This window comes from Microcoleus vaginatus FACHB-2002 (assembly GCF_040004035.1).
In the GTDB taxonomy this organism is placed as follows: domain Bacteria; phylum Cyanobacteriota; class Cyanobacteriia; order Cyanobacteriales; family Microcoleaceae; genus Microcoleus; species Microcoleus vaginatus_C.
Map to the genome: position 1 here is coordinate 139,779 of NZ_JAMPLN010000013.1, position 24,620 is coordinate 164,398.

Annotated in this window: 22 protein-coding genes and 1 riboswitch; of the genes, 8 read left to right on the forward strand and 14 right to left on the reverse strand. The window is 44.9% G+C overall.

Going from position 1 to position 24,620, the window contains the following annotated elements:
• The first annotated feature begins 44 nt into the window (after positions 1-44).
• Complete coding sequence (locus NDI35_RS13715) at positions 45-1,223, forward strand: M20 family metallopeptidase (RefSeq protein WP_445313213.1); 1,179 nt, start codon at positions 45-47, stop codon at positions 1,221-1,223.
• Between the two features lie 250 nt (positions 1,224-1,473).
• On the forward strand, positions 1,474-3,129 hold the full coding sequence (locus NDI35_RS13720) for a SpoIID/LytB domain-containing protein (protein ID WP_445313214.1): 1,656 nt from the start codon (positions 1,474-1,476) through the stop codon (positions 3,127-3,129).
• A 345-nt stretch (positions 3,130-3,474) separates the two neighbouring features.
• On the opposite strand, the gene NDI35_RS13725 is transcribed toward NDI35_RS13720, so the two are convergent.
• On the reverse strand, positions 3,475-3,774 hold the full coding sequence (locus NDI35_RS13725; protein ID WP_106149950.1) for a ferredoxin: 300 nt from the start codon (positions 3,772-3,774) through the stop codon (positions 3,475-3,477).
• Between the two features lie 212 nt (positions 3,775-3,986).
• Complete coding sequence (locus NDI35_RS13730; protein WP_445313215.1) at positions 3,987-4,169, reverse strand: hypothetical protein; 183 nt, start codon at positions 4,167-4,169, stop codon at positions 3,987-3,989.
• Between the two features lie 129 nt (positions 4,170-4,298).
• On the opposite strand from NDI35_RS13730, the gene NDI35_RS13735 reads away from it, so the two are divergent.
• From NDI35_RS13735 to NDI35_RS13745, 3 genes are all read left to right on the forward strand, one after another.
• Positions 4,299-5,312, forward strand: a complete 1,014-nt coding sequence (locus NDI35_RS13735; RefSeq protein ID WP_445313216.1) for a Gfo/Idh/MocA family protein — start codon at positions 4,299-4,301, stop codon at positions 5,310-5,312.
• Between the two features lie 222 nt (positions 5,313-5,534).
• Positions 5,535-5,623, forward strand: a riboswitch (Fluoride riboswitch).
• 91 nt (positions 5,624-5,714) lie between these two features.
• Positions 5,715-7,340, forward strand: a complete 1,626-nt coding sequence (locus NDI35_RS13740) for a cation:proton antiporter (protein ID WP_445313236.1) — start codon at positions 5,715-5,717, stop codon at positions 7,338-7,340.
• Between the two features lie 96 nt (positions 7,341-7,436).
• Positions 7,437-7,661: a hypothetical protein gene (locus NDI35_RS13745; protein ID WP_445313217.1), complete on the forward strand. Its 225-nt coding sequence runs from the start codon at positions 7,437-7,439 to the stop codon at positions 7,659-7,661.
• Positions 7,662-7,714: 53 nt separating this feature from the next.
• On the opposite strand, the gene NDI35_RS13750 is transcribed toward NDI35_RS13745, so the two are convergent.
• From NDI35_RS13750 to NDI35_RS13805, 12 genes are all read right to left on the reverse strand, one after another.
• Entirely contained in the window at positions 7,715-9,436 is a 1,722-nt protein-coding gene (locus tag NDI35_RS13750) for a mechanosensitive ion channel family protein (RefSeq protein ID WP_445313218.1), read from the reverse strand.
• Positions 9,411-10,523 carry a mechanosensitive ion channel family protein gene (locus tag NDI35_RS13755; protein WP_445313219.1) on the reverse strand — a complete coding sequence of 371 codons (1,113 nt, stop codon included), beginning with the start codon at positions 10,521-10,523 and terminating at the stop codon, positions 9,411-9,413. Before NDI35_RS13755 ends, NDI35_RS13750 begins: the two co-directional genes overlap by 26 nt.
• 788 nt (positions 10,524-11,311) lie before the next feature.
• Entirely contained in the window at positions 11,312-11,473 is a 162-nt protein-coding gene (locus tag NDI35_RS13760) for a hypothetical protein (protein WP_445313220.1), read from the reverse strand.
• Positions 11,474-11,643: 170 nt separating this feature from the next.
• Positions 11,644-12,597 (reverse strand): polyphosphate kinase 2 family protein, encoded by a 954-nt coding sequence (locus NDI35_RS13765; RefSeq protein ID WP_445313221.1) that lies wholly within the window; start codon positions 12,595-12,597, stop codon positions 11,644-11,646.
• 663 nt (positions 12,598-13,260) lie between these two features.
• On the reverse strand, positions 13,261-14,070 hold the full coding sequence (locus tag NDI35_RS13770; RefSeq protein WP_445313222.1) for a glucose 1-dehydrogenase: 810 nt from the start codon (positions 14,068-14,070) through the stop codon (positions 13,261-13,263).
• Between the two features lie 66 nt (positions 14,071-14,136).
• The gene (locus NDI35_RS13775; RefSeq protein WP_445313223.1) at positions 14,137-15,198 is read right to left on the reverse strand and encodes an AI-2E family transporter; all 1,062 of its coding nucleotides are present in this window, start codon (positions 15,196-15,198) and stop codon (positions 14,137-14,139) included.
• A gap of 160 nt (positions 15,199-15,358) precedes the next feature.
• Positions 15,359-16,519 (reverse strand): baeRF7 domain-containing protein, encoded by a 1,161-nt coding sequence (locus NDI35_RS13780; RefSeq protein WP_445313224.1) that lies wholly within the window; start codon positions 16,517-16,519, stop codon positions 15,359-15,361.
• 166 nt (positions 16,520-16,685) lie between these two features.
• Entirely contained in the window at positions 16,686-17,003 is a 318-nt protein-coding gene (locus NDI35_RS13785) for an HPF/RaiA family ribosome-associated protein (protein WP_445313225.1), read from the reverse strand.
• Between the two features lie 685 nt (positions 17,004-17,688).
• Positions 17,689-17,961, reverse strand: coding sequence for a hypothetical protein (locus NDI35_RS13790; RefSeq protein WP_445313226.1), 273 nt, complete (start codon positions 17,959-17,961; stop codon positions 17,689-17,691).
• A 505-nt stretch (positions 17,962-18,466) separates the two neighbouring features.
• Positions 18,467-18,814 (reverse strand): ion channel, encoded by a 348-nt coding sequence (locus NDI35_RS13795; RefSeq protein ID WP_445313227.1) that lies wholly within the window; start codon positions 18,812-18,814, stop codon positions 18,467-18,469.
• Between the two features lies 1 nt (position 18,815).
• Positions 18,816-21,539: a cation-translocating P-type ATPase gene (locus tag NDI35_RS13800; protein WP_445313228.1), complete on the reverse strand. Its 2,724-nt coding sequence runs from the start codon at positions 21,537-21,539 to the stop codon at positions 18,816-18,818.
• A gap of 20 nt (positions 21,540-21,559) precedes the next feature.
• Complete coding sequence (locus NDI35_RS13805; protein WP_445313229.1) at positions 21,560-21,799, reverse strand: hypothetical protein; 240 nt, start codon at positions 21,797-21,799, stop codon at positions 21,560-21,562.
• A gap of 129 nt (positions 21,800-21,928) precedes the next feature.
• Here NDI35_RS13805 and NDI35_RS13810 point away from each other — a divergent pair, with 129 nt between their 5' ends.
• The 3 genes from NDI35_RS13810 to NDI35_RS13820 all read left to right on the forward strand — a co-directional run bounded on the left by NDI35_RS13810 (position 21,929) and on the right by NDI35_RS13820 (position 24,525).
• Positions 21,929-22,528 carry a glutathione S-transferase family protein gene (locus tag NDI35_RS13810; RefSeq protein ID WP_445313230.1) on the forward strand — a complete coding sequence of 200 codons (600 nt, stop codon included), beginning with the start codon at positions 21,929-21,931 and terminating at the stop codon, positions 22,526-22,528.
• Between the two features lie 596 nt (positions 22,529-23,124).
• Positions 23,125-24,219, forward strand: coding sequence for a glycosyltransferase (locus tag NDI35_RS13815; protein WP_445313231.1), 1,095 nt, complete (start codon positions 23,125-23,127; stop codon positions 24,217-24,219).
• 39 nt (positions 24,220-24,258) lie between these two features.
• Entirely contained in the window at positions 24,259-24,525 is a 267-nt protein-coding gene (locus NDI35_RS13820) for a Wzz/FepE/Etk N-terminal domain-containing protein (RefSeq protein WP_445313232.1), read from the forward strand.
• Positions 24,526-24,620 lie beyond the last annotated feature (95 nt).

Sequence of the window (24,620 nt, forward strand, 5' to 3'; positions counted from 1 at the left end):
ACCCTAGTTGACTACAACTTGTACCGCACTCCCCAACTAAATTCATGCTTTCCCGCATCAAAGAAGTAGCCGCCACCCTAGCACCCCGCTTAATCGAAATTCGCCGCCACATCCACTCCCACCCCGAACTCAGCGGCCAAGAATATCAAACCGCCGCCTACGTAGCCGGAGTTCTCGCTTCCAGCGGAGTCCGCGCCATCGAAGGAATCGGCAAAACAGGAGTGATCGGCGAACTCAAAGGCAACAGCAGCGAGTCCCGGTGGCTGGCAATTCGCACCGATATGGACGCTTTGCCGATTCAAGAACGCACTAACTTAGATTTTGCCTCCCGCAACGAGGGAGTCATGCACGCCTGCGGCCACGACATCCACACCACCGTCGGTTTGGGCGCAGCCATGATATTGTCTCAGCTAGAGGAAAAATTGCCCGGTCACGTCCGCTTCTTGTTTCAGCCGGCGGAAGAGATTGCCCAAGGTGCTCAATGGATGATTAAAGATGGGGCGATGCAAGATGTTGACGGCATCCTCGGAGTGCACGTTTTTCCGACGATTCCCGGCGGTTGCATCGGTATCCGCCACGGGGCACTGACGGCGGCGGCAGATGACATAGAATTGATTGTGATGGGCGAATCCGGCCACGGTGCGCGTCCCCACGAGGCGATCGACGCAATTTGGATTGCTTCTCAGATAATTACCACCTTGCAGCAGGCAATTAGCCGCACGCAAAATCCTTTGAGGCCACTGGTTTTGACGATCGGGCAAATTAACGGCGGCCGAGCGCCGAACGTGATTGCCGATCGAGTAAAATTATTGGGAACCGTGCGATCGCTCCATCCGGAAACCCACGAAAACCTGCCGGCTTGGATCGAACAAATTGTTTCTAGCGTTTGCGCGACTTACGGCGCTAAGTACGAACTCACCTACAAGCGCGGCGTGCCCGGAGTCCAAAACGACCCAAAACTCACGCAATTAGTCGAAAGTGCGGCTTTAGAAGCTTTAGGTCGATCGCGCGTCCAAATTTTACCAGAACCATCCCTCGGCGCGGAAGATTTTTCGATGTACTTAGAACACGCACCGGGAACCATGTTTCGCTTAGGAGTGGGACTGACTGACAAACCGAACTATCCCCTCCATCACCCGCAATTTGAGGTCGATGAAGCAGCCATCGTCACCGGCGCTGTCACCTTGGCCTATGCCGCCTACCAATATTGGAAACACCAGTAACTATGTCAGGCTCGAAAATACACAAGCTTGTAGGGTGCGTAATGGCATAACGATTTCAGATTTTAAATTTAGGTCTAGGGTGCGTCCGGGATAAAATTTGCTCGGTGTAAAGTTTATTTGCACCTACTTACTTAACAGAATTCTGGCAACCAAACCACCTTATCTTCCCGAATCCCGCTCTAGCAGCCGCCAAATGTGCTAACGTACAATCAAAAACCCCCCATCTTCAACTATCGCGAGACAGATAACCGTGTTCGCTCAAGCACCTCCAACTCCCAATTACAAATGGTTTAGCTGCATATCTAGCACTGTTTTCACCGCATTGTGCCTGTTGCCCTTTTTCAGCGCTGCGGCATACGCCCAAACTCCCCAAAATAGACCCATCAAAATCGGCGTAGTGCAGCGGTTTGGCACCAAAGCAACCGACAAACTGACGTTGAAAGCATTACCGGGCGACAGCTTAACATTAAGTTACAAAACTCCTCAAGGCATAGAAACCAAAACGGCTGCCAGCATCAAGCTAGAAATAGCCCCGAAACCACTGGAAGCGCCATTAGTAGAAGAACGAGTTGTTCTGAGCTCCCACCGCAGTTTCGAGAGTGCAGAAGATAGCGCCAATCAGTGGCGCGCCCAGGGAATTGAGGTAGAAATTGCTCAACCTTTTCGCTGGCAAGTTTGGGCAAAAAGAGATATTTACAACTCTCCTTTGGTGCGGCGCTGGCTGTTGCAAAGTTTGCAAGCTCAAGGGAACACAACAGCTTTTTTGGATTCCAAAGTTTTTAAACAAATACCCCAGGCATTTTGGGTTTTAAACGGCTTTCGTTTCAACCGCAATGAGTTGGATGTCACGGCCGGGAAAAATGTGATTGAGGTATTGCAACAAACCACCCAAGAGGCGACAGCTACTGAACCAGAAAAAGCAATTCAAGAAACTCACCGTTATGGGGGCAGTTTGCACCTGCAAAAAAATGCTTACGGCACTTATACTTTGGTGAATAAAGTGCTGACCGAAACTTATTTGCGGGGTGTTGTTCCTCACGAAATTGGGGCTTTTTCGCCTTACGCTGCGATTGTCGCTCAAACTATTTTAGCGAGAACCTACGCCCTGAGAAATTTGCGCCGGTTTGCTGTGGATAATTATGAGTTGTGCGCTGATGTTAACTGTCAAGTTTATAAGGGTTTGACGGAAGTTTACCCGCAAAGTGATAAGGCGATCGCCCAAACGAGCGGTTTGGTGCTAACTTACGAAAATCAGCTAGTAGACGCCCTCTATTCCGCGTCTAGCGGCGGCGTGACAGCCTCTTTTAACGATGTGTGGCAGGGCGCGGAACGTCCATATTTGCGATCGATCGTCGATTCCCCTAATAAGGTGTGGGATTTGTCCAAGCAGAGTTTGTCTGACGAAAACAATTTCCGCCGCTTTATCAGTTTGGAAAAAGGGTTTAATGAAGAAAAAGAAGACACTTTTCGGTGGCGCGAACCCGCTTCTTTGACAGCGATTGGTGGATTTCTCAAACAGTATCTTCAGAAGAAACAGCACCCGCTGGCTAATTTGAAAACTGTCACTCAGGTAGAAGTGGTGGAAAGGTCGCCTGCAGGTCGAGTTTTGCAAATGAAGGTTCAAACTGACTTGGGCCCCATCAATATCGACAAAGACGAGATTCGCAATGCTTTTTACCCGCCGATTAGCACGCTTTTTTACCTAGAACCAATTTACAATCCCGACAAAACTCTCAATGGTTATGCTTTTGTCGGAGGCGGTTTCGGCCACGGAGTGGGAATGAGTCAGACTGGTTCTTACAATTTGGCTAATTTGGGCTGGAATGGATCTCAAATTCTGGGCTTTTATTTTCCTGGCGCTCAAGTTGTGCCGCTCAGCGATAACATTACATTTTGGCGTGAATAGTCGATCGGAGTCGGCCTAAGAGTCGGCGATTTAAATCATCGCCACTACACAAACAAAGTCCGCCTTTGCGGACTAAATATTAGCCGTAAAACTTTTAGATTTTAGACTTGGGATTCTAGATTGGTTTCACAGTTAATCTAAAATCTGCCATCTAAAATCTAAAATTATTTGGTCAGCTATCTGCTCAAACAGCTATGAATTCATAGCTGGGAGTGACAGACTGCTGGCGGCTTTGTTGCAGTATTAGACACAGAAACCCGGTTTCTTAACATAATTGCCGTATTTCAGCTTAATTCTGGAAACGAGAAACCGGGTTTCTGAGGATATCACGCAGAGCGTCCTTTCTTAGTAGAGCGATTCTTCTTGGTGAGTTTCGATCGTACAGTCAGACTTGGGATAGGCGACGCAGGTGAGGACAAATCCGGCCTCAATTTGGTCGTCGTCCAAGAAAGATTGGTCGGATTGGTCAATTTCGCCTTTGGTGATTTTGCCGGCGCAGGTGGAGCAAGCTCCAGCGCGGCAAGAGTAGGGGAGGTCGAGTCCTGCTTCTTCAGCAGCATCAAGAATGTAAGTATCGTCATCAACGTCAATGGTCTGGTTAATTCCTTCGGCTTCGCTGATGAGGGTAACTTTGTAAGTCGCCATGCACTAATCCTCTCAAAAATTCAACAAGATTGATAATTTTTCCTAATGCAACCTTCAAGGCTCTATTAGCTTTGAGGTTAGGTCTTAGGTTCGTTCCCTCTATGATAGTAGGGGATAGAAGGGAGGTTGACACACTTATTTACAAAACATTTGAATGGGATTAGTTATAACTTTTTCTAATTTCATCTTTATTACTTATACCTATCTTGGATTCAGCCTTGTGATACTGTTGCCGCAAGACTTGCGCTAAATAATCCGGTTTCTAGGAAAAATCCTGTTTTGAGCCCTACAGCACAAAAACCGGGTTGTTGGTATGCGGTGTGTCGATCGAGTTTCAGCAAAACTTGCTGCAAGGCAAGTCCCTGTCGGCGGTGAAATGTATAGTTAGATCGCATCAAGACTTGGGTGTTGAAGGCTCGATCAAATAAATCGCACCACAACCACAGCTTAAAATCGGGGCGATAGAACCCTAAACCCCTGCACCGCAAGTCTGTAACTATCTAAAATCTTAAATCTCACATCCCATGACTAATATTGATACTCGCTTTGGTTTTTCGGTTAATTCTCCAATTCGCGTGGGGATTGTGGGTACTGGTTTTGCCGCTAAGTTGAGGGCCGAAACAATTCAAGCTGATGGGCGATCGAACTTGGTAGCAGTTGCGGGCCACTCCCCGGAGAAAACCGCAGCATTTTGTCAAGGGTTCGGGGCAGAAGCTGCGGTTTCCTGGCGCAAGCTGGTAGAAAGAGACGATTTGGATTTGGTAATTGTCTGTACGGTGAACCGCGATCACGGGGCGATCGTCCTGGCGGCGCTAGAAAATGACAAGCACGTTGTGGTGGAATATCCTCTATCTTTAGACGTATCTGAAGCAGAAAGGGCGATCGAACTTGCCACCCAAAAGCAAAAACTCCTCCACATCGAACACATCGAACTGTTAGGCGGTTTGCACCAAGCAATCAAAGAATCTTTGCCCTTAATCGGTAAAGTTTTTTACGCCCGCTACATTACTATTACTCCTCAACATCCAGCGCCACAGCGGTGGACTTATCAACATTCCCTCTTTGGGTTTCCGTTAGTTGGCGCCATTTCGCGACTGCACCGATTTACTGATTTGTTCGGGGAAGTGGCAAGCGTTAACTGTCAAGCTCAATTTTGGGACAGTCAGCCGGATTTCTACAAAGCTTGTTTGTGCAACGCACAGTTGCGCTTTGCCAATGGCCTTGTCGCTGAAGCTGTTTATGGAAAAGGAGAGACTTTTTGGCAGTCGGAAAACATTTTCACCATCTACGGAGAAGCAGGAACGCTGGTTTTTACTCCCGAATCCGGTCAATTAATTCAGGGAGAAAATCGGCGCAACCTCAAAGTAGGAACGCGACGCGGTTTGTTTGCCAAAGACACCGATATGGTGTTGGAATATTTGTCAAACGGTACGCCTCTGTACGTGGATAAGGCTAGTAGCTTGTACGCTTTGAAGGTGGCAGATGCTGCGAGGCGATCGAGCGAGAGTCGGCAAAATGTGGCCCTTGTAAATTCGTAAAAACGTAGCGAACAGGAGGTTATTTGAATAGGGGAAAAATCGCTGATAACTCATAAGATATTGGGACAACTCAGCTAAAAGTGCTGCTCAGCAAATCCGCAATCTGGCGATCGATATTGGTCTGGTGAAAACGCAGACTAGCCATCTCGTAGGCAGATGGGGCGATCGCGCTCGTATACTCAGGCTGGTTATAACAGCTATTAATAACAATAGTGCTATAAAAGTAATGATGGCGATGGAGCTCGCCGAAACCGCCCTTCGTTATTAATAATCTTCATAACGTTTAAAAGGCTGATGGCTCCTACTGTTCCGACTTGTGGCGGAAGGGTAGGATGGTGCAGATGCCTCGATCGATCTTTCCCCTACAAGTCACGTTCCTCCATTCAGCTTCAAGGTGGCGTGATGTTAGAAAGTATGATCTGGATTTTATTAATGGGCTTTTTTGTCGGGCAGATTGCTCGACGGCTGAAAGCTCCAGCACTCGTAGGTATGGTGCTGGTGGGCATTTTATTAGGCCCGCAACTGGGGAATGTCATTAGCCCAGAGGTTTTGGGCGCAGCGAATTCCCTTCGCACCATTGCCGTGATGGTGATTTTGATGAAGGCGGGGTTAGGACTCGATCGCGAAAAGCTATCCCAACAGGGAACCGTGGCGCTGCGATTAGGCTTTCTGCCTGCTGCTTGCGAGGCCATCGCCATTGCTGTCGCTGCGATGTGGCTACTTCAGTTTGATTTTTTGACGGGGCTACTGCTAGGCTGCATCATTGGCGCGGAATCTCCAGCAGTAATTGTTCCCGGAATGCTGCGGTTAAAAAGTCTAGGTTGGGGAGTAAAAAAAGGAATTCCCGATGCGATTCTGACGGGAAGTGCCTTGTCAGATGTATTGCTGTTGCTGGTGTTTAGCCTACTGCTAGCTTTTCTGTCCCAAGGGAAAGCTACAGCCATTACCTTACTGGGAGGAATCACCCTCAGCCCTCTGCAATTGCTGCCATTTCAAATCTTCATCCAAATTACCTTGGGGGTGCTTTTGGGATGGGTAACTGCTCGAATTTTGGTGTCACTATTAGTCAAGCAAAACTGGACTCAAACTGCGGTTCAGGACTCCCTAGTCGCTGCTGGCTTTGCCCTAGGGCTGGTAGTATCAGCCGAACATATTCCGGTTTTCTCTGGGTATTTAGCTGTCATGGCGGCGGGGTTTTTCTTGATTGAGTTGGATGCGCCTTTAGCACGAAGATTGCGGGGTGGCTTTGATAGTTTGTGGACGATCGCGGAAATTATTTTGTTTGTGCTGCTGGGAGCCAGTATTCAACTTAATGTATTAGGCAATACCTTGCTGGTTGGTTTGTTGGTGTTGGCGATCGGGACTCTGATTGGGCGATCGCTCGGTTGGTATCTTTCCACCTTGGGTAGTAATTGGACTGGGAAAGAACGGCTGTTTCTGCTAGCAGGAAATTCCGCTAAGGCAACGGTACAGGCGGCAATTGGGGCAATTCCTCTAGCTCAGGGGATTGCTGGTGGTGAGACGATTTTGGCGATCGCAGCCCTCTCAATTTTAGTAACGGCTCCCTTGGGTGCTTGGGCAATTCCTACCTTTGCTCCCAAACTATTAGAAAAAGGCGAAGTTGACCCGACAAAAGTAGCTATTTCCGGTCGTCCAGTTTTTCTCGCAGCAGTAGACGCTTCCCCCCTAACAACAGATGTTTTAACTAAGGCCGCAGACTTAGCTCGGCGCAGTGATGGGGATGTGATTGTTTTGTATGTGGATAATCTGGGAGATAAAAAGGCGATCGCCCAATTACAAGAACAAGCACAACGAATCTTATCAGATATTCGCTATGAGTTCCTGAGTCTTTCTGGCACTGTGACTGAAGAGATTGTCCGCGTGGCGCAAGCTCGGCAAGTAACAGATATTGTGATCGGGAAACGAGGGCATCAACCTTGGGAAGAAGTGCTAGTAGGTTCGGTTTCTCAAGCCGTCTTAGAAACCAGTCCTATTCCTGTCATTCTAGTGGAATGTCGTCATAAGTAGAAGGAAGAAAGAAGAAGCAAGAAGCAACCAGCAAGAAGGATTTACTTAACTTACCTATTGTAGCCAGTCCAAATTTATAAAAAAGGAGGGTTTTTGATGAAACCTCTTCATCAATTTGAGCAGTTTCTCGCCTTACCCCAACTCACGTGGTTGCCTAAAATTCGCGATCGCGCTCTGTTTGATGCGTCTGGTTACGTTTCAGCGATCGAGCCATTGAAACTCTGTGAGCAAGATTTTCAGCAATTTAGTCAGCAAGTGTATGATGCTCAGGAGTTATTTGAAACGCCGCCAGGAACTACTTCGGAATTGGGGATTTATTGAGATTCACCACCCCTGAAAACAGTTGCTTTAAGTTGAACACTCCAAAACAATAATCAGATTGTAATCGGGGACTGCACATAAACTGTAGGGTCTTCCATCGTAAAGACAATCCCATGAATCGAGAGTGATTTTGCAATTTTAGCCCTTGCCAACTCTAGTAGACGTTTACGCACTTCAATCGCATTATCTTGAGAACCTAAAATTGCAAAACTAACCCTTAATCTTTTTCCTGTTCCATCAGCCTGAGAGATATTTGTGCTGTTAGTATCAATCCCTGATAGGTAAGCGGTTTTTTCCATGATCACTTGTTGCACTAGGGCATATTCTCGTTCCCCTAAAACACTAGCAAAGTCCATATAAAATAATACCATGATTTTTTTGGCAAGAGTAACGTTTTCAATTTCTACACTTACAAGGATGGAATTGGGCATCACAATAATTGTGCCAGTACCAAGGGAGCGGATTTTGGTTGAGCGCAAACCAATACTTTCTACTTTCCCTAATTCTCCACCTGGTAAGCGGATGTAGTCACCAGCAACAAAAGGACGATCAAGATATAGAACTAAAGTCGCAATCAGTTGTTCGAGAATTTTTTGAGCAGCAAAGGCGACGGCTAAACCCACCAACCCCAAACTTGCCACCAATCCAATCAAGTCAAAGTTGAGGCTGCTGGCAAAGGCAACTAAAGCTCCAATAAAGATCAAGATATGAATAATGGTCTCAAACACTAGAATGGCATCATCACGACTAGGGCTAAATCTGCCGCCCAACTTGAATCCGTAGGTACGCAGGTAGCGGCTACTTAGTTTTACTGATAACCAATATAAGCTTCCAATTAAAAATAGATTGATAATCGGCTTTAGGAGATTATAAACGACTGGTACTAATGGTTCTAATAAGCTCACAGACCAACTGATACAAATACTGAAAACTGCAAATTCCAAAAGGCGATCGCTCGGTTGAACAATTTCTATATAGATAGTTTCTAGGGCAGGGGGAGCTAGTTTTTTAAGCGCTAATTTTACTAAATCTGTAGCGTAGTGGCTCAATACAAAAGAACCTCCTACTGCTCCAAAAAATATCAGCCAATCGGGTTGAGAAAATGGGGAAAGAAACTGATAGCGTATACTGCGTAAGAGGGGAAACCATTCGGAAGTGACTATGGCGATCGCACCCCAGCTAAAACTAAAAAAAATCTTGCTGAAAATTCCAGTTTGAAACTTAAATATTCTGGTTGCTAGTCCCAAAAAAAGCCGCACTACGATCAGGGCTGCGATTACGCTCAAAATCCATAGACTTCTCTGCCAAAGATATTTGGGAGTGCGTTCTTTTTTAGCTTTGGCGATCGCTGTTTCTAGAATAGCCCGCCATTGATTAGCTTGTTGAGTTCGAGAAAACCCTGGCAGAACATCATTTGCTGTAACGGTGAGAAGGTAGTTATTATTTAAGGAAATAGAAGTAGCGCTGGTACTATCATCATTCTGCACATCAAAAGTTATGGGTTGATCAGTAGCGATCGCCTCCTTGAGAATATTATTAGCAAATTGGGTGCGCTCCTTTGCTGTAAATCGCTCCAAAGGTTGCAAATTAAAAAGGGGAATCCCATCAACAACCACCGGAGCACTGCCATTAACCAAACCCTGACTAAAATTTTGAGCAGGATTTTGAGCAAAACTCATGGGAGTAAACACCAACAAACAACCCACTAAAAATAAGCTAGTCAGTTTAATTGCTCGCCTAATTACTTGTTTAGATAGAAATTGGGGAATCCACATAAATCGTTGGTTGGTTAAGGATAAAAGAAATATCATGTTTTTGAAGTTGCTTGGTAATTTTTTGGGTAGCCAAATCCAGTAATTGTCGTCTTAGTTCCATCGATAACTCATTAGAACCCAGAATAAAAAAGGAAACTTGAGCCTGATTTTCACTAAAAGAAACCTCTGTACTACGCCAATCTAAACCAAAAATATCCATAGTACAGTCCATCACAATTTGGCGGATCAATGCTTGCTCATCGGCAGATATTGATTTAAGAAACTCAAGTATCATTACAGACATGACTTTCTTTGCACCTGAAAAATTTTCAATGGTAGCTTGGGTAAGCGCATTATTCGGAATAATTGTGAGCGTGCCTTTACCAGAAGTGCGAATTTTGGTTGATCTTAAGCCGATACTTTCTACTCTACCAAAAGTACCTTGCTTACCCGTAGGCCCATCGGATAAGCCGATATAGTCACCAACAGTAAACGGACGATCGAGGGTTAAGACAATCCCCCCCAAAAATTGCTCTAGAGTCTTTTGAGCGGCAAAGGCAATGGCAATACCTCCAATCCCCAAACTGGCAAGTATGCCGACAACGTTAATGTTATGGCTAATACAAAAAACTAAAATTAACGTTACAGCGATCGCAAAGTCTCCAAAATACCGAATTAAGAAGATTGACTCGCCTTTAACTTTGGGGTTTGACTCAAAAGTTACTCCTAAAATGGTGGTGTTAAAAAATTCTCTAAATAGTCTTGACAGCATCCAGCCGCTAAGTATAGTGATGCCACTACTCAGGCAAAACTCGATTAAACTAAGCGATTTACTTTGAGGGACTAGAAGTAACATTACTTCCATTGCTGAGAGAGTTAGTAACACCAAAACTAGGTTTTTTGAGCCAACCACTACACGAATATAAGTTTGGTTTAATAATTGTGGAGCGAACCAACTTAACGGTAAGTTTAAGATTGAAAAGAGCGCAATTCCCGCTAATGCAGTCACCACTCCTGCTACCAAAATAGAGCTTATTTGCCCTAAGCCATCGCCATTATTTAAAGCCAGTTCGGAGGCTAGATAAAGCGGATTAATTGTTTTTGTCATAGCAAAGTTTAATCATTCAAGTGTCGGGTTGGTTCAAAGTCGGAATCTCGCGCAATGCTTGTAGCATTGGGTGCATTGTTAGCCCTTGCACAAATACCCAAAAGGCAACAACCCAGCCAATGTAAAATGCCACTATCTTACATTTTCTGCTTCCGCAATTACTTTGAGCGCAGTTGTTTTGATTAGGATTTTGGTGGGTAAGACAACTTTAAGCTGCATTTCTGACGGCCTTTCTGATTGCATAGAAGTCATGATTTTTTTTCCAGGTTTCGGAATTTAGATCCCCCAGAGTCCCCGTTAAAAAGGAAAATTAATTCTTCCCCCTTTTTAAGGCGGATAGTTTCTGTTTTTACGGCTTCGTCAATTGAGCTGATCATCTAGAGGGATTTTTTGGGTGTATCCGAAAACTCCTCATTTAGGATGCGATCGCATCCTTCTAAGGTATCTTATAATTATACTATTTTACCTGTCAAAACCGTAAACTGGGCCGTTGTAAAGAAAGGTTGTGTGAGAAAATTTTCTCAAGGCCGCGCTCGAAATACAACTTTACGATCGCCTTGCGATAATTCTTCTCAACTCAACTTTGCGCTCATATCTTTTAGTTCCTCATAAGTGGCGATGGTTTTGCGAACTAATGTGCATTGAGACTCCTTGGTAATTTATTCTGCAACTTGTGGATCATGCGATTGCCTACCCAAATCAACGCACGCAAACGAGCACCAAAGTGCCTCTTCTTGGGCGCTCGCCAGCACACTAGACTAAATCTTGAGCTCGCCCTCGCTAACCGCCTAAAAAACCTGCTTAATGTTACTATAATTGGGCTTTTGGCTGTAGGTAATTTCTGCACCGTCATCCAATCCACCAGCCACGAAAGTAGAGATTTCGTGGTCAATTCCTAACACTAAAGTAACAGGTAAAAATAAAAGACTGTTAAGGCTAAATCTCCTCAAAGCGGATTTTGGCTCAGTTACAAAAGCCGAGCCTTGAATTGTAAAGTGAGTCAGAAGAAGTTATGGATTGATAAAAGAGCTGTTTTTATCCTTCTTTTCGTCTAAATTTACCTGCTTTAATCGTTCTCAAGTGAGATATTATGGCTAACCCGATTTCATCGTTACCTTAATTACTCGCTCTCAAGAATTAGCTTTGCTTGCAAAAGTTCTTGACGCTTTTCTTCGCTGACACTGGGATAATTAAGGTTCAGTTCCTTCAACTGAGTGTAAATGATGCCAGCTACTACAAGACGAGTGAACCATTTGCGATCGGCTGGGATAATGTACCAAGGAGCGTAGTCCGTACTGGTGTGATTAAACATATCTTCATAGACAGCGATGTACTCATCCCAAAAAGTACGATCTTTAGCATCATTAACAGAAAATTTCCAGTTTTTTTCAGGACGGTTGATCCGTTCTAAAAAACGTTTTCGCTGCTCTTCCTTAGACACATTGAGAAAAAACTTGAGGATGATCGTCCCGTTATTGACTAATCGCTTCTCGAAGTTGTTGATTTCTTCAAAGCGTCGCTCCCAAATATCCTTGTCGATTAAACTAGGTGGAATTGGTCGCTGCTCTAGGATTTCTGGATGAACTCGTGTTACCAAGATTTCTTCATAATAAGAGCGATTGAAAATTCCAATCCGTCCTCGTTCTGGTAGGGCTTTGGAACAACGCCATAAATAGTCATGATTTAACTCTTCTGTCGATGGCGCTTTAAAGCTATGCACTTGACATCCTTGGGGATTGATTCCTGACATTACGTGTTTGATCGTACTGTCTTTACCCGCCGCATCCATTGCTTGAAAAATGATTAGTACAGCATGGGTTTTTTGGGCATACAGAATATCTTGATATTCTGCTAAAGCTTTAATACCTTCCTTTAATTGACTTTTAGCTTTCGATTTCTTTAGATGATTGGCTTTGTAAGCTGGGTCATAGTCTTTGATCAGAGAAATTCGGGGCTCTGATGGCACCATAATTGGCTGCTTTGGTGGAACAATAAAAGGACGAATCAAATCGTCAAGATTTTTGAGCGGAAATGGATTCAATGATGGATCATTTTGGCTATGTTTATCGCTCATACTTTTAACTCTCCAATGTCAAGGTAAATAGACTTGTTCTAAGGGGCTTATATCCAATAAATCTGTTAGCATCCGAATTATTTATATCTCTATTCTCGACCTCTGCGTGAATCAGCGTCAATCCCTTGTCATCGGCGGTTAATACATTCTCTTTTTTTAACCGCAGATACAGGCAGATAAACACAGATTAACGCAGATGAATTATATAAATTACGGTTGCACGGTTCGTGATTGTTGACTGTTGACTCGATTTTACGCCCGACGATGCTACCGGATTTGATATTAATCATGCCAACGAACGGGACTTGACAACATTGTATTAATTGGGTCGTGTTGCACATTTGATAACAACGGCAAATCCAAACCAGCTACAACGTATTCCAAGTTTATGAAGTGGGAATACCTGCTTTAATTATTCTAAAGTGAGAGGTTAGGCCTGCTCGATCGCCTTCACAGCAGCAAGATACCACTACTTGACATCTTGGCGGTCTAACTCCTCCGCAATGCCTTCCGGGCTGCCACGTTCAATCATATCTGCATGACACCTTAGTGCGGTTTAGTCTAGTATCCGGTGAGTAAAGAAAGCGATCGCCCAAACAAATCCGTTTTTAGGTAAAATGACAGCGATCGCCTATTTCCTCCAAATAGTTTTTCCAAGTTAATTTAGGCAGACCAAGATTCGCGAAAGTCAGCATAGAGGGTCAATCCACCATCAATATAGAGCGTTTGTCCCGTAATGTAAGCCGCTTCATCTGATACGAGAAAGGCAACAGATGCTGCCATTTCCTCCGATGTGCCTGCCCGTCCCATTGGGATATGGCTTTCCACTACTGCCTTTTGTTCTGGATCGTCCGTCCAGCTTTCATTAATCGGTGTAATTGTTGCACCGGGCGCAATAGCATTGACGCGGATGCCTCGGTTTGCGTATTCCAACGCTAGGGTTTTAGTCAGATTTCCCATGCCGCCTTTGCTGATGGAATAGCTGATATACGTCGGGCGGGGGATGATTTCATGCACACTCGAAATATTGATAATCACGCCAGGGCGTTGCTCACTCAATAGGTGCTTAATGGTTTCCCGCGCACACAAATATGCGCCCCGTAAATTGACTGCAATCACGCGATCGAATTCATCCGTTGGAACTTCATGTGAGGCGCTTTCTGTTTGAATCCCAGCATTATTAATCAGGATATCGATATGACCGAACTGCTCGACAACCTGATTCACCATTTGCACGATGTCATCTTCTTTAGAAACATCACCTTGAATCAGCAGCGTTTCAACCCCGCATTCTGCTGCCTCGCCACAGGCTTTTTGCATCGCCATTTCTTCAGTATCTTCTGCCTCTTCTAGGCTTTTGCGATAGTTAACGGCAATGTTGCAACCTTCTTGAGCGAGACGAATGGCGATCGCCTGCCCAATGCCTGAACTCGCTCCAGTAATGAGTGCGTTTTTTCCCTTTAAACCTTTCATAATTGCTCTCCCAGAGATTTAAAACAAAATATCTTAACCGAAACCTCAAGCCAACTAGCTTCAACATCAACCAGAAGGTTGTTCTGTATTTTCCCCACGCATTTCATCAATATCCAGGAGACCGATCACCACGCCCGCGATCGGGATCGACAGAAAAACTCCGACCAATCCAGCGACTCGCGCCCCCACTAATAGCGCAAAGAACATAATGACTGGATTTATATTAATGGAGCCTTGCATAATACGGGGCATGAGTAAGTTTTCTTCAACCTGCTGTAAGACAATGCAACCCACTAAAACTTTCAAACTCAGCATAATTCCTTGAGGCAGAATAACCAGGCAGATGAGGCTAATCCCAATCGTTGCGCCAATACCGGGAATCAGGTCAAATGCGCCTGCGACTGCCGCCATGACCAGTGCATAGGGAATATCCAGCAAAATAAACACCAGAAAGGTAGAGATGCCGAAGAAGATTGATAACAGCAACCGACCCCAAAAGAAACCCAGAAAATTCTTTTGAATTGCCCTGGTCAAATCATGACGTAAGCCGGTTGGAAAGAGCCTGACTATCAGATTCCATAGTCGTCTACCATCTAGCAGCATAAAGAAGCCAACCACCGCAATCACAATCACATCTAGCAAGTTGAATAACACATTTTGCAGTGTGGAAAAACCCATGCCAATGATGCCGAGGGCTTGTTCGCGTAGTTGTGTCTCAAAGGTGCTGAAATCGACCGTAATATTGCGCTTTTGCAGAAACGATTGGATTGTTTCCAACAGTGCGATCGCCGACTCTAAAAATTGAGGAGCCTGTGCCAATAACTGCTGTGCTTGGGAAATTATTGCTAATCCTAGCGTTGCCATTAACCCACCTATAATCAACAAGGCAAGTAAAAACACCAGCACTACCGCTACCCAACGAGGGATGAAACGAGATACAAATTTGACTGGGTAGTTCAGCAGAAAGGCGAGAATAGCTGCAAAAATAAAAACAATCAGAACCGTTTCAAAATATGCCAACACCTGCACGATCGCCCAGCCCAGCGCAAAGAGTAGCAGGTAGCGAATGAGTCGAGCATTGTTCAGGTGTTCCCACATCCGATTGGTGTTAATTTTTGGATTGTCCATTACAGCCTGTCAACCTCTCCACCGTTCCTCATCCGCAGTATTAAATAAAAGACACACCCATGTCCTCTACCTAAAGAGACGAATTGTAGAGCCTGTAGGGGAGAGTTTTTCTCTCAGCCAGCATTAAAGACAGTGTTTGCCACAACAAGGCGGTATGACATCAGTAGCGAAAAACGGCTGCGATCGCCTTGTCTTGAGGAACATTTCCCGGCTCTACGGCGTAAACATTACCACCATTGGTCAGGGTATGCAGTGCTGCTAAATCCAGCAAATCTTCGTCTCCTGCCTGATGTTGAGCGTGAATCTGAACCGAATTCGCCTCCGGATCAAACACGCCCCAAACTTGCTCGCCAACGGGAACAAACAACGATTCAACGCGCTGGAAATAGGCAGCAGGCACAACCTGTTCGATCGTGCTAGCAATTTTAGTTTTTTCGGTGGCTTGTAGTTCCTCGTAGCGGGCGATCGTTGCTTCTTTTGCTTGCTCAAAATAAGGCTGTACAATCTGCCACGCCTGAGTATGCAGTTCCTCCGGTTTCAACATTTCTGGATTGCCTGTGATGCCGTCGGGCACTAGGTGAGCGTAGGTGTTTGCCTGCTGATAAATTGGCAAGAGATAATCAACCCCTGCCAAAATTAGCGGCGCTTGGTCGTTTTTTAAGAAGGATTCTAGCCCCTTGCTAACTTGGCGGAAGTAACGCAGCAGTCGATCTTTTTGGTCATCGTTACCGCCTCCCTGTCCATGAAATATGGCAGAACCATCGCCACCACTGCTGCCTTGTGAGCTGGCCGTATGAAACTGCAGGCTTTGTTCTGGATCGTCATACTGCAATGCTTCTGCAATGCTGGTGGGTACATCAGTCAACTCAACCTCGTTGACGTGATAACGAGTTCCCTGAAACAATCGAACTTGATTTTGGCTTAGTGCCAGAATATAAAACTGCCCATCTCCAGACAACAGTTGCAGCAATGGTTTGAGGTGGAAGCGCTCGGTGACTACCGTTAATTCTGGGAAGGCGATCGGCAAGCAGTAGTAGCGGAAGTGATTGGGAGATAGCAGAATTGCTAGTCCATCGCTTTGATGCTGCCAGAATTCATAGGTATCTAGCTCGTGAACCGGTTGCAGCAACTCTTTGGCATCCTGTTCACTCATTCCCATCGCCAGCAATTGTTCTTCGGCTTGCCGCACCCGATTCTTGAACCGAATTGGATTTTGTTGGGTTTCGGCTCCTAAACGCTCCATTGGCGTGTATATGGAAATACAGGTTGAGTTTGATTCTGTGGCTAAAGTTGTTAATTCATCAAGGCCTAATAAATTCATGGTGTACCTCTGTTAAATTTTTCTTTCAAGCTTTTATCAGCGGTAGGACAGGCTTGAAGGTCATTTCTGGGACATTTGCTGTTTTCTGATTTGTCCTGAGAAATTTCGGAGAGAAACCTCCCTGACGGTCAGAGTTTGCCCCAGCGATGTGGTCAAGGTTCGTCGCTTAGCGATCGCGCAACTTTCCGATAGTAGTGTCTAGCAACTTTTTCATTTTCTCGGCAGCACCGCTGATGGACTGCTGCAATATCTGGCCTTGATCGCTGACTGCGATTGGCTGATGGTTAGCGAGACGGACTTCGATCAAACAGCGTTTATCATTAGCGCCAAACTTCTCGCTGCTGTTCTCATCGCTAAGGTGGACTTCCACCCGTGTAATATGCTGACTGAAGCGATCTAAGGTGTTGTTAATTATGGCTTCGACCTGTTGAGACAGCGCCTCGTTGCCTTCGATGTTGGCATCAGTGTTGAGCTGAACTTTCATGTGTCTATCCTTTTCTAATAGCTGTCTTATGGGAATGGTGCGATTAGCGCCATTTTCCCTGCATACAGCATCGTGTCGATCGGTTTAATCAACCCTTGCTCGACAACTCGTTCCCTTACGATCATCGACGTTTCCGTGACCGAAGTGGCCTACTCAAAGGTAGATAGTTACACGCTTAAGGTGCTTAAGGTATAGCAAGCGACCGCACAATTAAAATCACCCTTTCTGCATAGGTTTGTCCAAATTTTTCTCTTCTCAACGCCTGCATTCCCATCAGGCTGCTTGCACCACCGCTTACGAATTACGAAATGAATTACTAATTACGAATTACGAGTTTCCTTTAGTGATATTTTGGAGGCTTCCAATAATTCTGCCAAATTATTCAGTAGTAAATTAAGTCGAGGAACGAAACCCAACCTACAGAATAAAAATATATATGGCGCTTATCAAAAAAAGTGGGGTATGCAAGTGATAGGTTAGCCGTTATTGATTAACAATTACCTACACCTACAACTTACGAACGATACCTCATGTTAGTCAGAAGTGGTATAGCAATCCTTGCAGGAGTCGTATTTTTTTTACCCCACCCCAATTATTCCTGAACTCGCGGGGAGAAAGTAAGAAATTCACAAATAATGCGAGGATTGCTATATCTACCTTATTGATTTGATTGATGTCTACTTTCTTATAAAATTTTAGATGCAATCAGACCGACCAGCACAATCAGACCTAATGCTCTACGAAAGTAATTAACGCCTTGAAATAATTCTTCCCAAGCCCAAGTAAACAAAGAGCCAAAGGCTACTAGCTGCAACCCTAAATTAATTTGACCTGTTGTAACAATGAGCGTTAATAAAGTAGCTACAATCCCGACACTCAGTGGTAGATTGGGCATCTGAGCTATAACAATTTTGCCTTCGCTGTCCCGGAATGTGCGATCGAACAATGTGCTTTCCATGAGTTTCTCGTGTCAAGGTAATAAATAGAACCAGGTTAACATTCAATACTGCGGGCCTTTTTGGGAATGATACTACAAGCTTTAGAGGTCAAGGATCATAAAAAACTCGAATTAAATGCAAGTCAGGACTGGAGATGACATTGATTTAATTATCCACAGTGGCTCAAAATCCTAGAAAATTAGCCATTGGGATATAGAAAAGCTGTCAACATTATTATTGAACAGTTAAATCTGGCATTTATCCTAGCTCAAGTTTTATTTGATTCCCTATCATGAATTTATTCAGCTTGTTTGGCCATCCTTTTAAGGGTTTTTATTTGAGTTTATAAATGGTAGTTTTATAGTAAAATTCAAAATTTTAAATATCATCTCTCTGTTGGAAGAGTTTAGATTAAAAGGTTATCTATAATTGGACAGACATCATCGTTTCTGTAGTATCGCATCGAGAGCGATCGACTTCATGCTCAAATCCAAGGTCAGCAATTCACAGGTCTAAACCTTTTCGTCAAGCAGGCTTGAACCTTGGCAGTGCAGTAATTTCTGTTTCCACAGCTTGAATTGATTGTGTAGCCACTATTTCTCCTCGATCGCTCTCAGCATCCTGACTCACAAAAAATGTGGCCAGCGTTGCTGTCAAATAACCACATATCGCGATCGCACACAACGCGAGGAAAAAACAAAGCACCTGCCCTTGGGCTGTTTTCGGAAAGTAATCAGAGGCGATCGTAGTCATCAACATTCCCGTCCACCACAGGGCAGTGCCATAGTCATTAATGCCAGCACTACCATTAGAAAATTCGCACTCAAACGCATTAATGCCAGCCGCTCCAATTAGAGTGACGATTGCTATCACTTTAAGCAAGAGGAGCAAACCGCTTTAAAAACAGAGCAGGCACAATGACTGGAAGCCCTGCACCGATACAAATGAGAGCTTGGATAAAACTAAGCGGTTGGGTAGCAAATAGCGGGTTTATGAAAGTCAACTGGCTAAAGAAAACTTGAAATATAAACACACAAGCCACACCGATCGCAGGAATAAAAGCAATTTCTTGAGTGCGATCTTTTAAATACGCAAACAGAGATGGAATACATTGGCTAATACTCAATAAGTAAAAGGTTTCTGCGGAAACCAGCGTATGGACTGCCATTGTCCGAGCCAAATTGATATTACCTGTGGCTTGTGAAGCCCATTCAAAAATGCCAAGTACAGCAATGAGATTGAAGATGGAAATAATTAGGATGCGCCACAGCAATTTTTTCGTTAATAGGGGTTCATTGGGACGGCGGGGCGATCGCTGCATGGTGTCAGCAGATTTTGGCTCAAACGCTAGAGTGGCACTAAGGGCGACGGAACTCACCATATTCACCCAGAGAATCTGCACGGGCAAAATTGGCAAGGTGGTACCAGCCAAGATTCCCACCACTATGGTCAGCGCTTCTCCACCGTTGACGGGTAGGATAAACCCAATGGTTTTCAGCAGGTTGCCATAAACGGTGCGTCCTTGTTCTACCGCGGCTTCAATGGAGGCAAAGTTATCATCGGTCAACACCATATCCGCTGCTTCTTTGGCAACTTCCGTGCCTGTAATCCCCATCGCTATGCCAATATCCGCCTGCTTCAGTGCAGGGGCATCATTGACCCCATCTCCAGTCATGGCAACAATTTCGCCCTTCGACTGCAAAGCTTCCACCAGTCGCAGTTTCTGTTCAGGAGCAACCCGCGCAAACACATTACTAGCTTCAACGGCATTCGCCAGTTCTCGATCGTCCATTTCTGCGAGTTGCTTCCCAGTGAACACTAGGGCATCTTCTTCTTTGCTGAGTCCCATTTTACGGGCGATCGCGGCGGCAGTTAGGGCATGATCGCCCGTAATCATCTTGACTTGAATTCCCACAGACTGACAGGTACGCACGGCGGCGATCGCTTCGGCTCTGGGTGGGTCTATCATGCCTTGGAGTCCGAGAAAGACTAGATCGTCCTCAATATCTTCGCGATCGATCCCCTGCTTTTGGGCAGAGATTTCTTTCTTAGCAAATGCCAGTACCCGTAAACCTTGGGATGCCATGCGATCGACAACTTGCTCGATTTCCTCTCGATTTAAGTCGATGTTTTGACCATCTGCATCAATTTGGTGATGGCATTGCTTGAGAATTGACTCTGCCGAACCTTTAACATAAATCGTGTGGCCATCAGCTAGTTCTCTTGACTGATGCAAGGTTGCCATATATTGAAACTGCGACTCAAAAGGAATTGTATCTAGTCGCGGTTGTTCCTGCTCTAGTTCTTGCAGTGTCAACCCTGCCTTTTGCGCCGAGACAATCAGTGCCCCTTCGGTGGGATCGCCTGCTACAGATAACTGCCCCTCTTGTTCTTGGAGGTGAGAGTCGTTGCACAATAAGCCACACTGCAAGCATTCCTGCAATATGGGGAATTGACTTACCTCTACGGGGCGATCGTTTTGTAAAATCGAGCCTGACTCTAGGTAGCCCACCCCACTAACTGTGTAGGAACTCCCCCCAGCATAGATAGCTTGGACGGTCATCTGATTTTCGGTGAGAGTGCCTGTTTTATCCGAACAGATTACCGTCGTACTACCGAGGGTTTCGACGGCGGGCAGTTTGCGGATAATCGCGTGTTGCTTGGCCATCCGCTCCACCCCCAGCGCTAGCGTCACTGTCACCACGGCTGGGAGTCCTTCGGGAATGGCACTCACGGCTAGGGCTACTGCCGTCTTAAACCCGTCTGTCCAGGTTCCTCCTTTGCCCATCACCACAGCAAACATGAATGCTGACAACCCTAGAATGACGTACAGCAGACTCTTACTAAATTGCTCAATCTTCCGAGTAAGTGGTGTTTCCAGCGCAGTGCTTTGATCCATCAGTTGCGAAATTCGCCCAGTCTCGGTCTGGTTGGCGATGGCTACCACAATTCCTTTTGCCTGCCCAAATGTCACCAAGCTTCCGGCATAGGCCATGTTGCTGCGATCGGCTAAAACCGTTTCACCGGCTAGGGGTTCGGTTGCTTTTTGGACGGGAACGGATTCCCCTGTCAATGCAGATTCACTCACCTGCAAGTCGCGCACATTAACTAACCGCACGTCAGCAGGCACTTTGTCACCGGATGTCAGTAACACCAAATCGCCAGGAACCAGTTCGCGGGAGTTGAGCCGCACCTTTTGCCCATCTCGAATCATGGTGGCTTCGGTGGTGACAGATTTGGCTAGGGCGGCGATCGCATTTTCGGCTTTCGATTCTTGGATAAAGCCAATCACGGCGTTAATCAACATCACCCCCAGAATCACCCCCGCATCCACCCAGTCCTTTAGCAGCAGGGTGACGATGCCAGCAACCAGCAGAATATAAATCAAGGGTTGGTTGAATTCCATCAGGAAACGGATGATGGGGCTTTTCCCTGCTTTCCCTTTGATTTCATTGAAACCATAAACTTTCTGACGTTCAGACACCTCTGCTTCTGACAATCCTGCTTCTAAATCTGTCCTCAGATATTTCGCAGCATCGGCAGCAGATTGCTGATGCCATTGCTGTTCAGTTAGATTGTCAATAGTAGAAGATGTCATGCTTAGATGCTTGAATGAATTTAACCGCCTGATGTTAACCTCTGTGTGGGATAATTTAAAACTGTCTTTGGGAGGGTTTTTCCGGCGAAACCTCTCTCAGATTTAGAGTATGTCTGCTGAAGCACTCGATCGATCGGTAAACTCCCAAAAGTCGAGACGATCGCACTACCATCGGGATGAATACGCTTAAAGGCGATCGCGTTTAAGTGTATTCCGTTGTGATCTCCCAGGTTTTGCCGGGATGGGTAGAGGATTTGCACTGGATACTCTTCGATTTACGTCCCAGTAACAAACGCAGGTAAGGGGCTCTACATAACCAGTCAAACACCTATCCAAATAGCCAGCAACCAGCGCGCGGCGCTAATTTTAGAGAGGTATAAAAAATACTTATGTTGAAACTTTACGAATATTCTACTTCTGGTAATTGCTACAAAATTCGCTTGCTTTTAACTCAGCTTAATATTCCCTTCACGAGGATAGAGATAGACATTCTCAAAGGAGAAACTCGAACTCCTGAGTTTTTAATGAAAAATCCTAACGGGCGTATTCCTGTTTTAGAAATAGAAGCGGGTGAGTTTCTATTTGAATCAAATGCAATTATGTTTTATTTGAGTGAAGGAACAGAGTTTTTCCCTAGTGATAAATTTGAACGCGCCCAAGTCATGCAGTGGTTATTCTTTGAACAATACAGCCATGAACCTTTTATTGCGACTTCTCGCTTTTGGTATTTGACAGGTAAAGCTGAGGAATACAAGGAAGCACTTCAACAAAAACAAGCACCGGGTTATGCTGCTTTGGGAGTGATGGAACAGCATTTAGCAAACCATGCTTTTTTTGTAGGCGATCGCTATACCATTGCTGACATCGGTTTATTTGCTTACACTCACGTTGCCGACGAAGGTGGATTTGATTTAACCAGATTTCCAGCAATTCAAACTTGGAGCGATCGGGTAAAAAGTCAGCCTGGATATATCAGCATTCAGCAATAACAAGATTCATGTTATTATAGATGGGTTCGGTAATCCCTGAGTTTTCACTTAACACTCTCGACAAGTCGGCTACCTTAGATCAGTAGTCCGGACTGTTTTTAGTTCGTAGTCTGAAACCCTAGATTTTCCGTTGGTAGCGAACTGGCCTTAGAGCCTTGCAACCCTTATTCTACGCTGGCCATCAAAAACTGTCCGAAGTATTGTTAGATAGATCTGAAAAACTTCTGTCTAACGTGATCAACGACACAGTGATTGCCGATCGGGGGTATCATACTGATAAATACGTAAGTAATTAGCTCTAGGTACAAGGCAAGATATCAGTAATTTCGCTGGGGCGCAAGCGATGTAACCCTCGTGCTGACGATCGTGACTTCTAGAAGGCTCCTCAAGGGAATAAAAAAACTGATAATTTCAAGTGAAGCAGTATCGGGGGATTACGATACGTTTGTCTAGGTGTAACCAACTTTCTCGGTGCGATTTACCTTGGTGCTTCCGTTATCTGGTTGAATTGATAACGCGATTTAGGAAGGGTGAAAGAAGAAGTATTTTTACAACGGCATCGTCGATGTCGGATGATCTAACATAGAGAGAGTAGTATGAAAATTGCACTAGTCCATGATTACTTAACACAACCCGGTGGGGCAGAGCGCGTATTTGAATTGCTGTGTACACGCTACCCCAATGCCGATATATTCACGTCTGTGTACGAACCTAAACAAACTATTGATCTAGGCGAACGTGAAGTTCGTACAACTGTACTTCAGAAAGTGCCAGGGGCAAGTAAGAATTTTAGGCTAATGGCTCCATTTTATTTTTCAGCCTTTCGAGCCTTGGATCTACAAGACTACGATTTGATTATCAGCAGTACCACGAGCTTTGCTAAAGCTGTGCGAAAAAGACCAGGAGCCAAACATATTTGTTTCTGCCACAATGTCACCCGTTTTTTGTGGGATACCACCACATATCTGCGAGACTATGCTACCTATCGAAATCTTTCTGGTATGCTCGAACCGATCTTTCAGAAAATGAGGAAAGCAGATCTAGATTCAGCTCAAGAGCCTGACTTTTACATTGCTAATTCCAGCACAGTTGCCAGTCGTATCCAGCAATTTTATGGCAAGCAATCACTTGTTATTAACTATCCCATGGACATCAATAAATTTATCTTTGGTAAAGATAAAGATGATTTTTATTTAGCCTCAGCTCGTCTTCTTGGTTACAAACGTATCGATGTGATTATTGAAGCATTCAATTGGCTGGGATGGCCATTATTGATCACGGGTGATGGCCCCGATCGAGAGCGTCTGGAGTCCAGAGCTTTAAAAAATATCAAATTTCTAGGTCATGTCAGCGATACAGAACGTTGTCAGTTGATGTCTAAAGCTCGTGGTGTTATTGTGGCGGCTTTGGAAGATTATGGCTTAGTTCCAGTGGAAGCCAATGCGAGTGGGACGCCCGTAATTTCTTATGGTAAGGGTGGTGTATTAGATACTCAGATCCCAGGTAAGACGGGGGTCTTTTTCAATCTACAGACACCGGAAGCGATTCACACAGCATTAGTTGAGTCCAGTAAGATTGTATGGGATTACGAAAAAATCCGAGAGCATGCGATCGATAACTTTTCCGAAGAAGTTTTTTTTTTAAAAGTAGAGGGTGTGATTGAGGAAGTTTGCGGGGATCATCAGCCATAAATATATTTTGTTTAATAGGTTTATGACCGAGGCGTAGAAGTGACTGAAAACAATATCAACTCAATTGCTGAAACAGAAGCGGGATATGGAGAACTGTTTGCAGTTTTAATCCGCAGGCGCTTTTGGTTGCTAAGTGTCTTGTTTATTGTATTGGCTGCTGCCACTGCAAAAGCATTGACAGACAAACCTACCTATAAAAGCTCTATGCAGCTCCTGGTAGAATCTAATTATCAAGGCAAAAAAGACAGTAAAACAGATAATCAATTTGCTGATTCTAATGTTGAGATATATAGTTATTTCAAATAAAAATGAGACACTAACTTGCACAATAAGCGCGAATAATCTCATCAAGAGATGTGGCAGAATGCGAATACATTATAGCTCTCTTTAATGCACTAAAA

Coding starts and splice junctions, on each gene's coding strand:
- NDI35_RS13765 (WP_445313221.1), bottom strand. CDS start 12,597: ATGAGCGATAAACATAGCCAAAATGATCCATCATTGAATCCATTTCCG.
- NDI35_RS13715 (WP_445313213.1), top strand. CDS start 45: ATGCTTTCCCGCATCAAAGAAGTAGCCGCCACCCTAGCACCCCGCTTA.
- NDI35_RS13735 (WP_445313216.1), top strand. CDS start 4,299: ATGACTAATATTGATACTCGCTTTGGTTTTTCGGTTAATTCTCCAATT.
- NDI35_RS13725 (WP_106149950.1), bottom strand. CDS start 3,774: ATGGCGACTTACAAAGTTACCCTCATCAGCGAAGCCGAAGGAATTAAC.
- NDI35_RS13800 (WP_445313228.1), bottom strand. CDS start 21,539: ATGACATCTTCTACTATTGACAATCTAACTGAACAGCAATGGCATCAG.
- NDI35_RS13745 (WP_445313217.1), top strand. CDS start 7,437: ATGAAACCTCTTCATCAATTTGAGCAGTTTCTCGCCTTACCCCAACTC.
- NDI35_RS13775 (WP_445313223.1), bottom strand. CDS start 15,198: ATGGACAATCCAAAAATTAACACCAATCGGATGTGGGAACACCTGAAC.
- NDI35_RS13750 (WP_445313218.1), bottom strand. CDS start 9,436: ATGTGGATTCCCCAATTTCTATCTAAACAAGTAATTAGGCGAGCAATT.
- NDI35_RS13770 (WP_445313222.1), bottom strand. CDS start 14,070: ATGAAAGGTTTAAAGGGAAAAAACGCACTCATTACTGGAGCGAGTTCA.
- NDI35_RS13730 (WP_445313215.1), bottom strand. CDS start 4,169: ATGCGATCTAACTATACATTTCACCGCCGACAGGGACTTGCCTTGCAG.
- NDI35_RS13815 (WP_445313231.1), top strand. CDS start 23,125: ATGAAAATTGCACTAGTCCATGATTACTTAACACAACCCGGTGGGGCA.
- NDI35_RS13780 (WP_445313224.1), bottom strand. CDS start 16,519: ATGAATTTATTAGGCCTTGATGAATTAACAACTTTAGCCACAGAATCA.
- NDI35_RS13785 (WP_445313225.1), bottom strand. CDS start 17,003: ATGAAAGTTCAGCTCAACACTGATGCCAACATCGAAGGCAACGAGGCG.
- NDI35_RS13810 (WP_445313230.1), top strand. CDS start 21,929: ATGTTGAAACTTTACGAATATTCTACTTCTGGTAATTGCTACAAAATT.
- NDI35_RS13740 (WP_445313236.1), top strand. CDS start 5,715: ATGTTAGAAAGTATGATCTGGATTTTATTAATGGGCTTTTTTGTCGGG.
- NDI35_RS13790 (WP_445313226.1), bottom strand. CDS start 17,961: ATGGAAAGCACATTGTTCGATCGCACATTCCGGGACAGCGAAGGCAAA.
- NDI35_RS13755 (WP_445313219.1), bottom strand. CDS start 10,523: ATGACAAAAACAATTAATCCGCTTTATCTAGCCTCCGAACTGGCTTTA.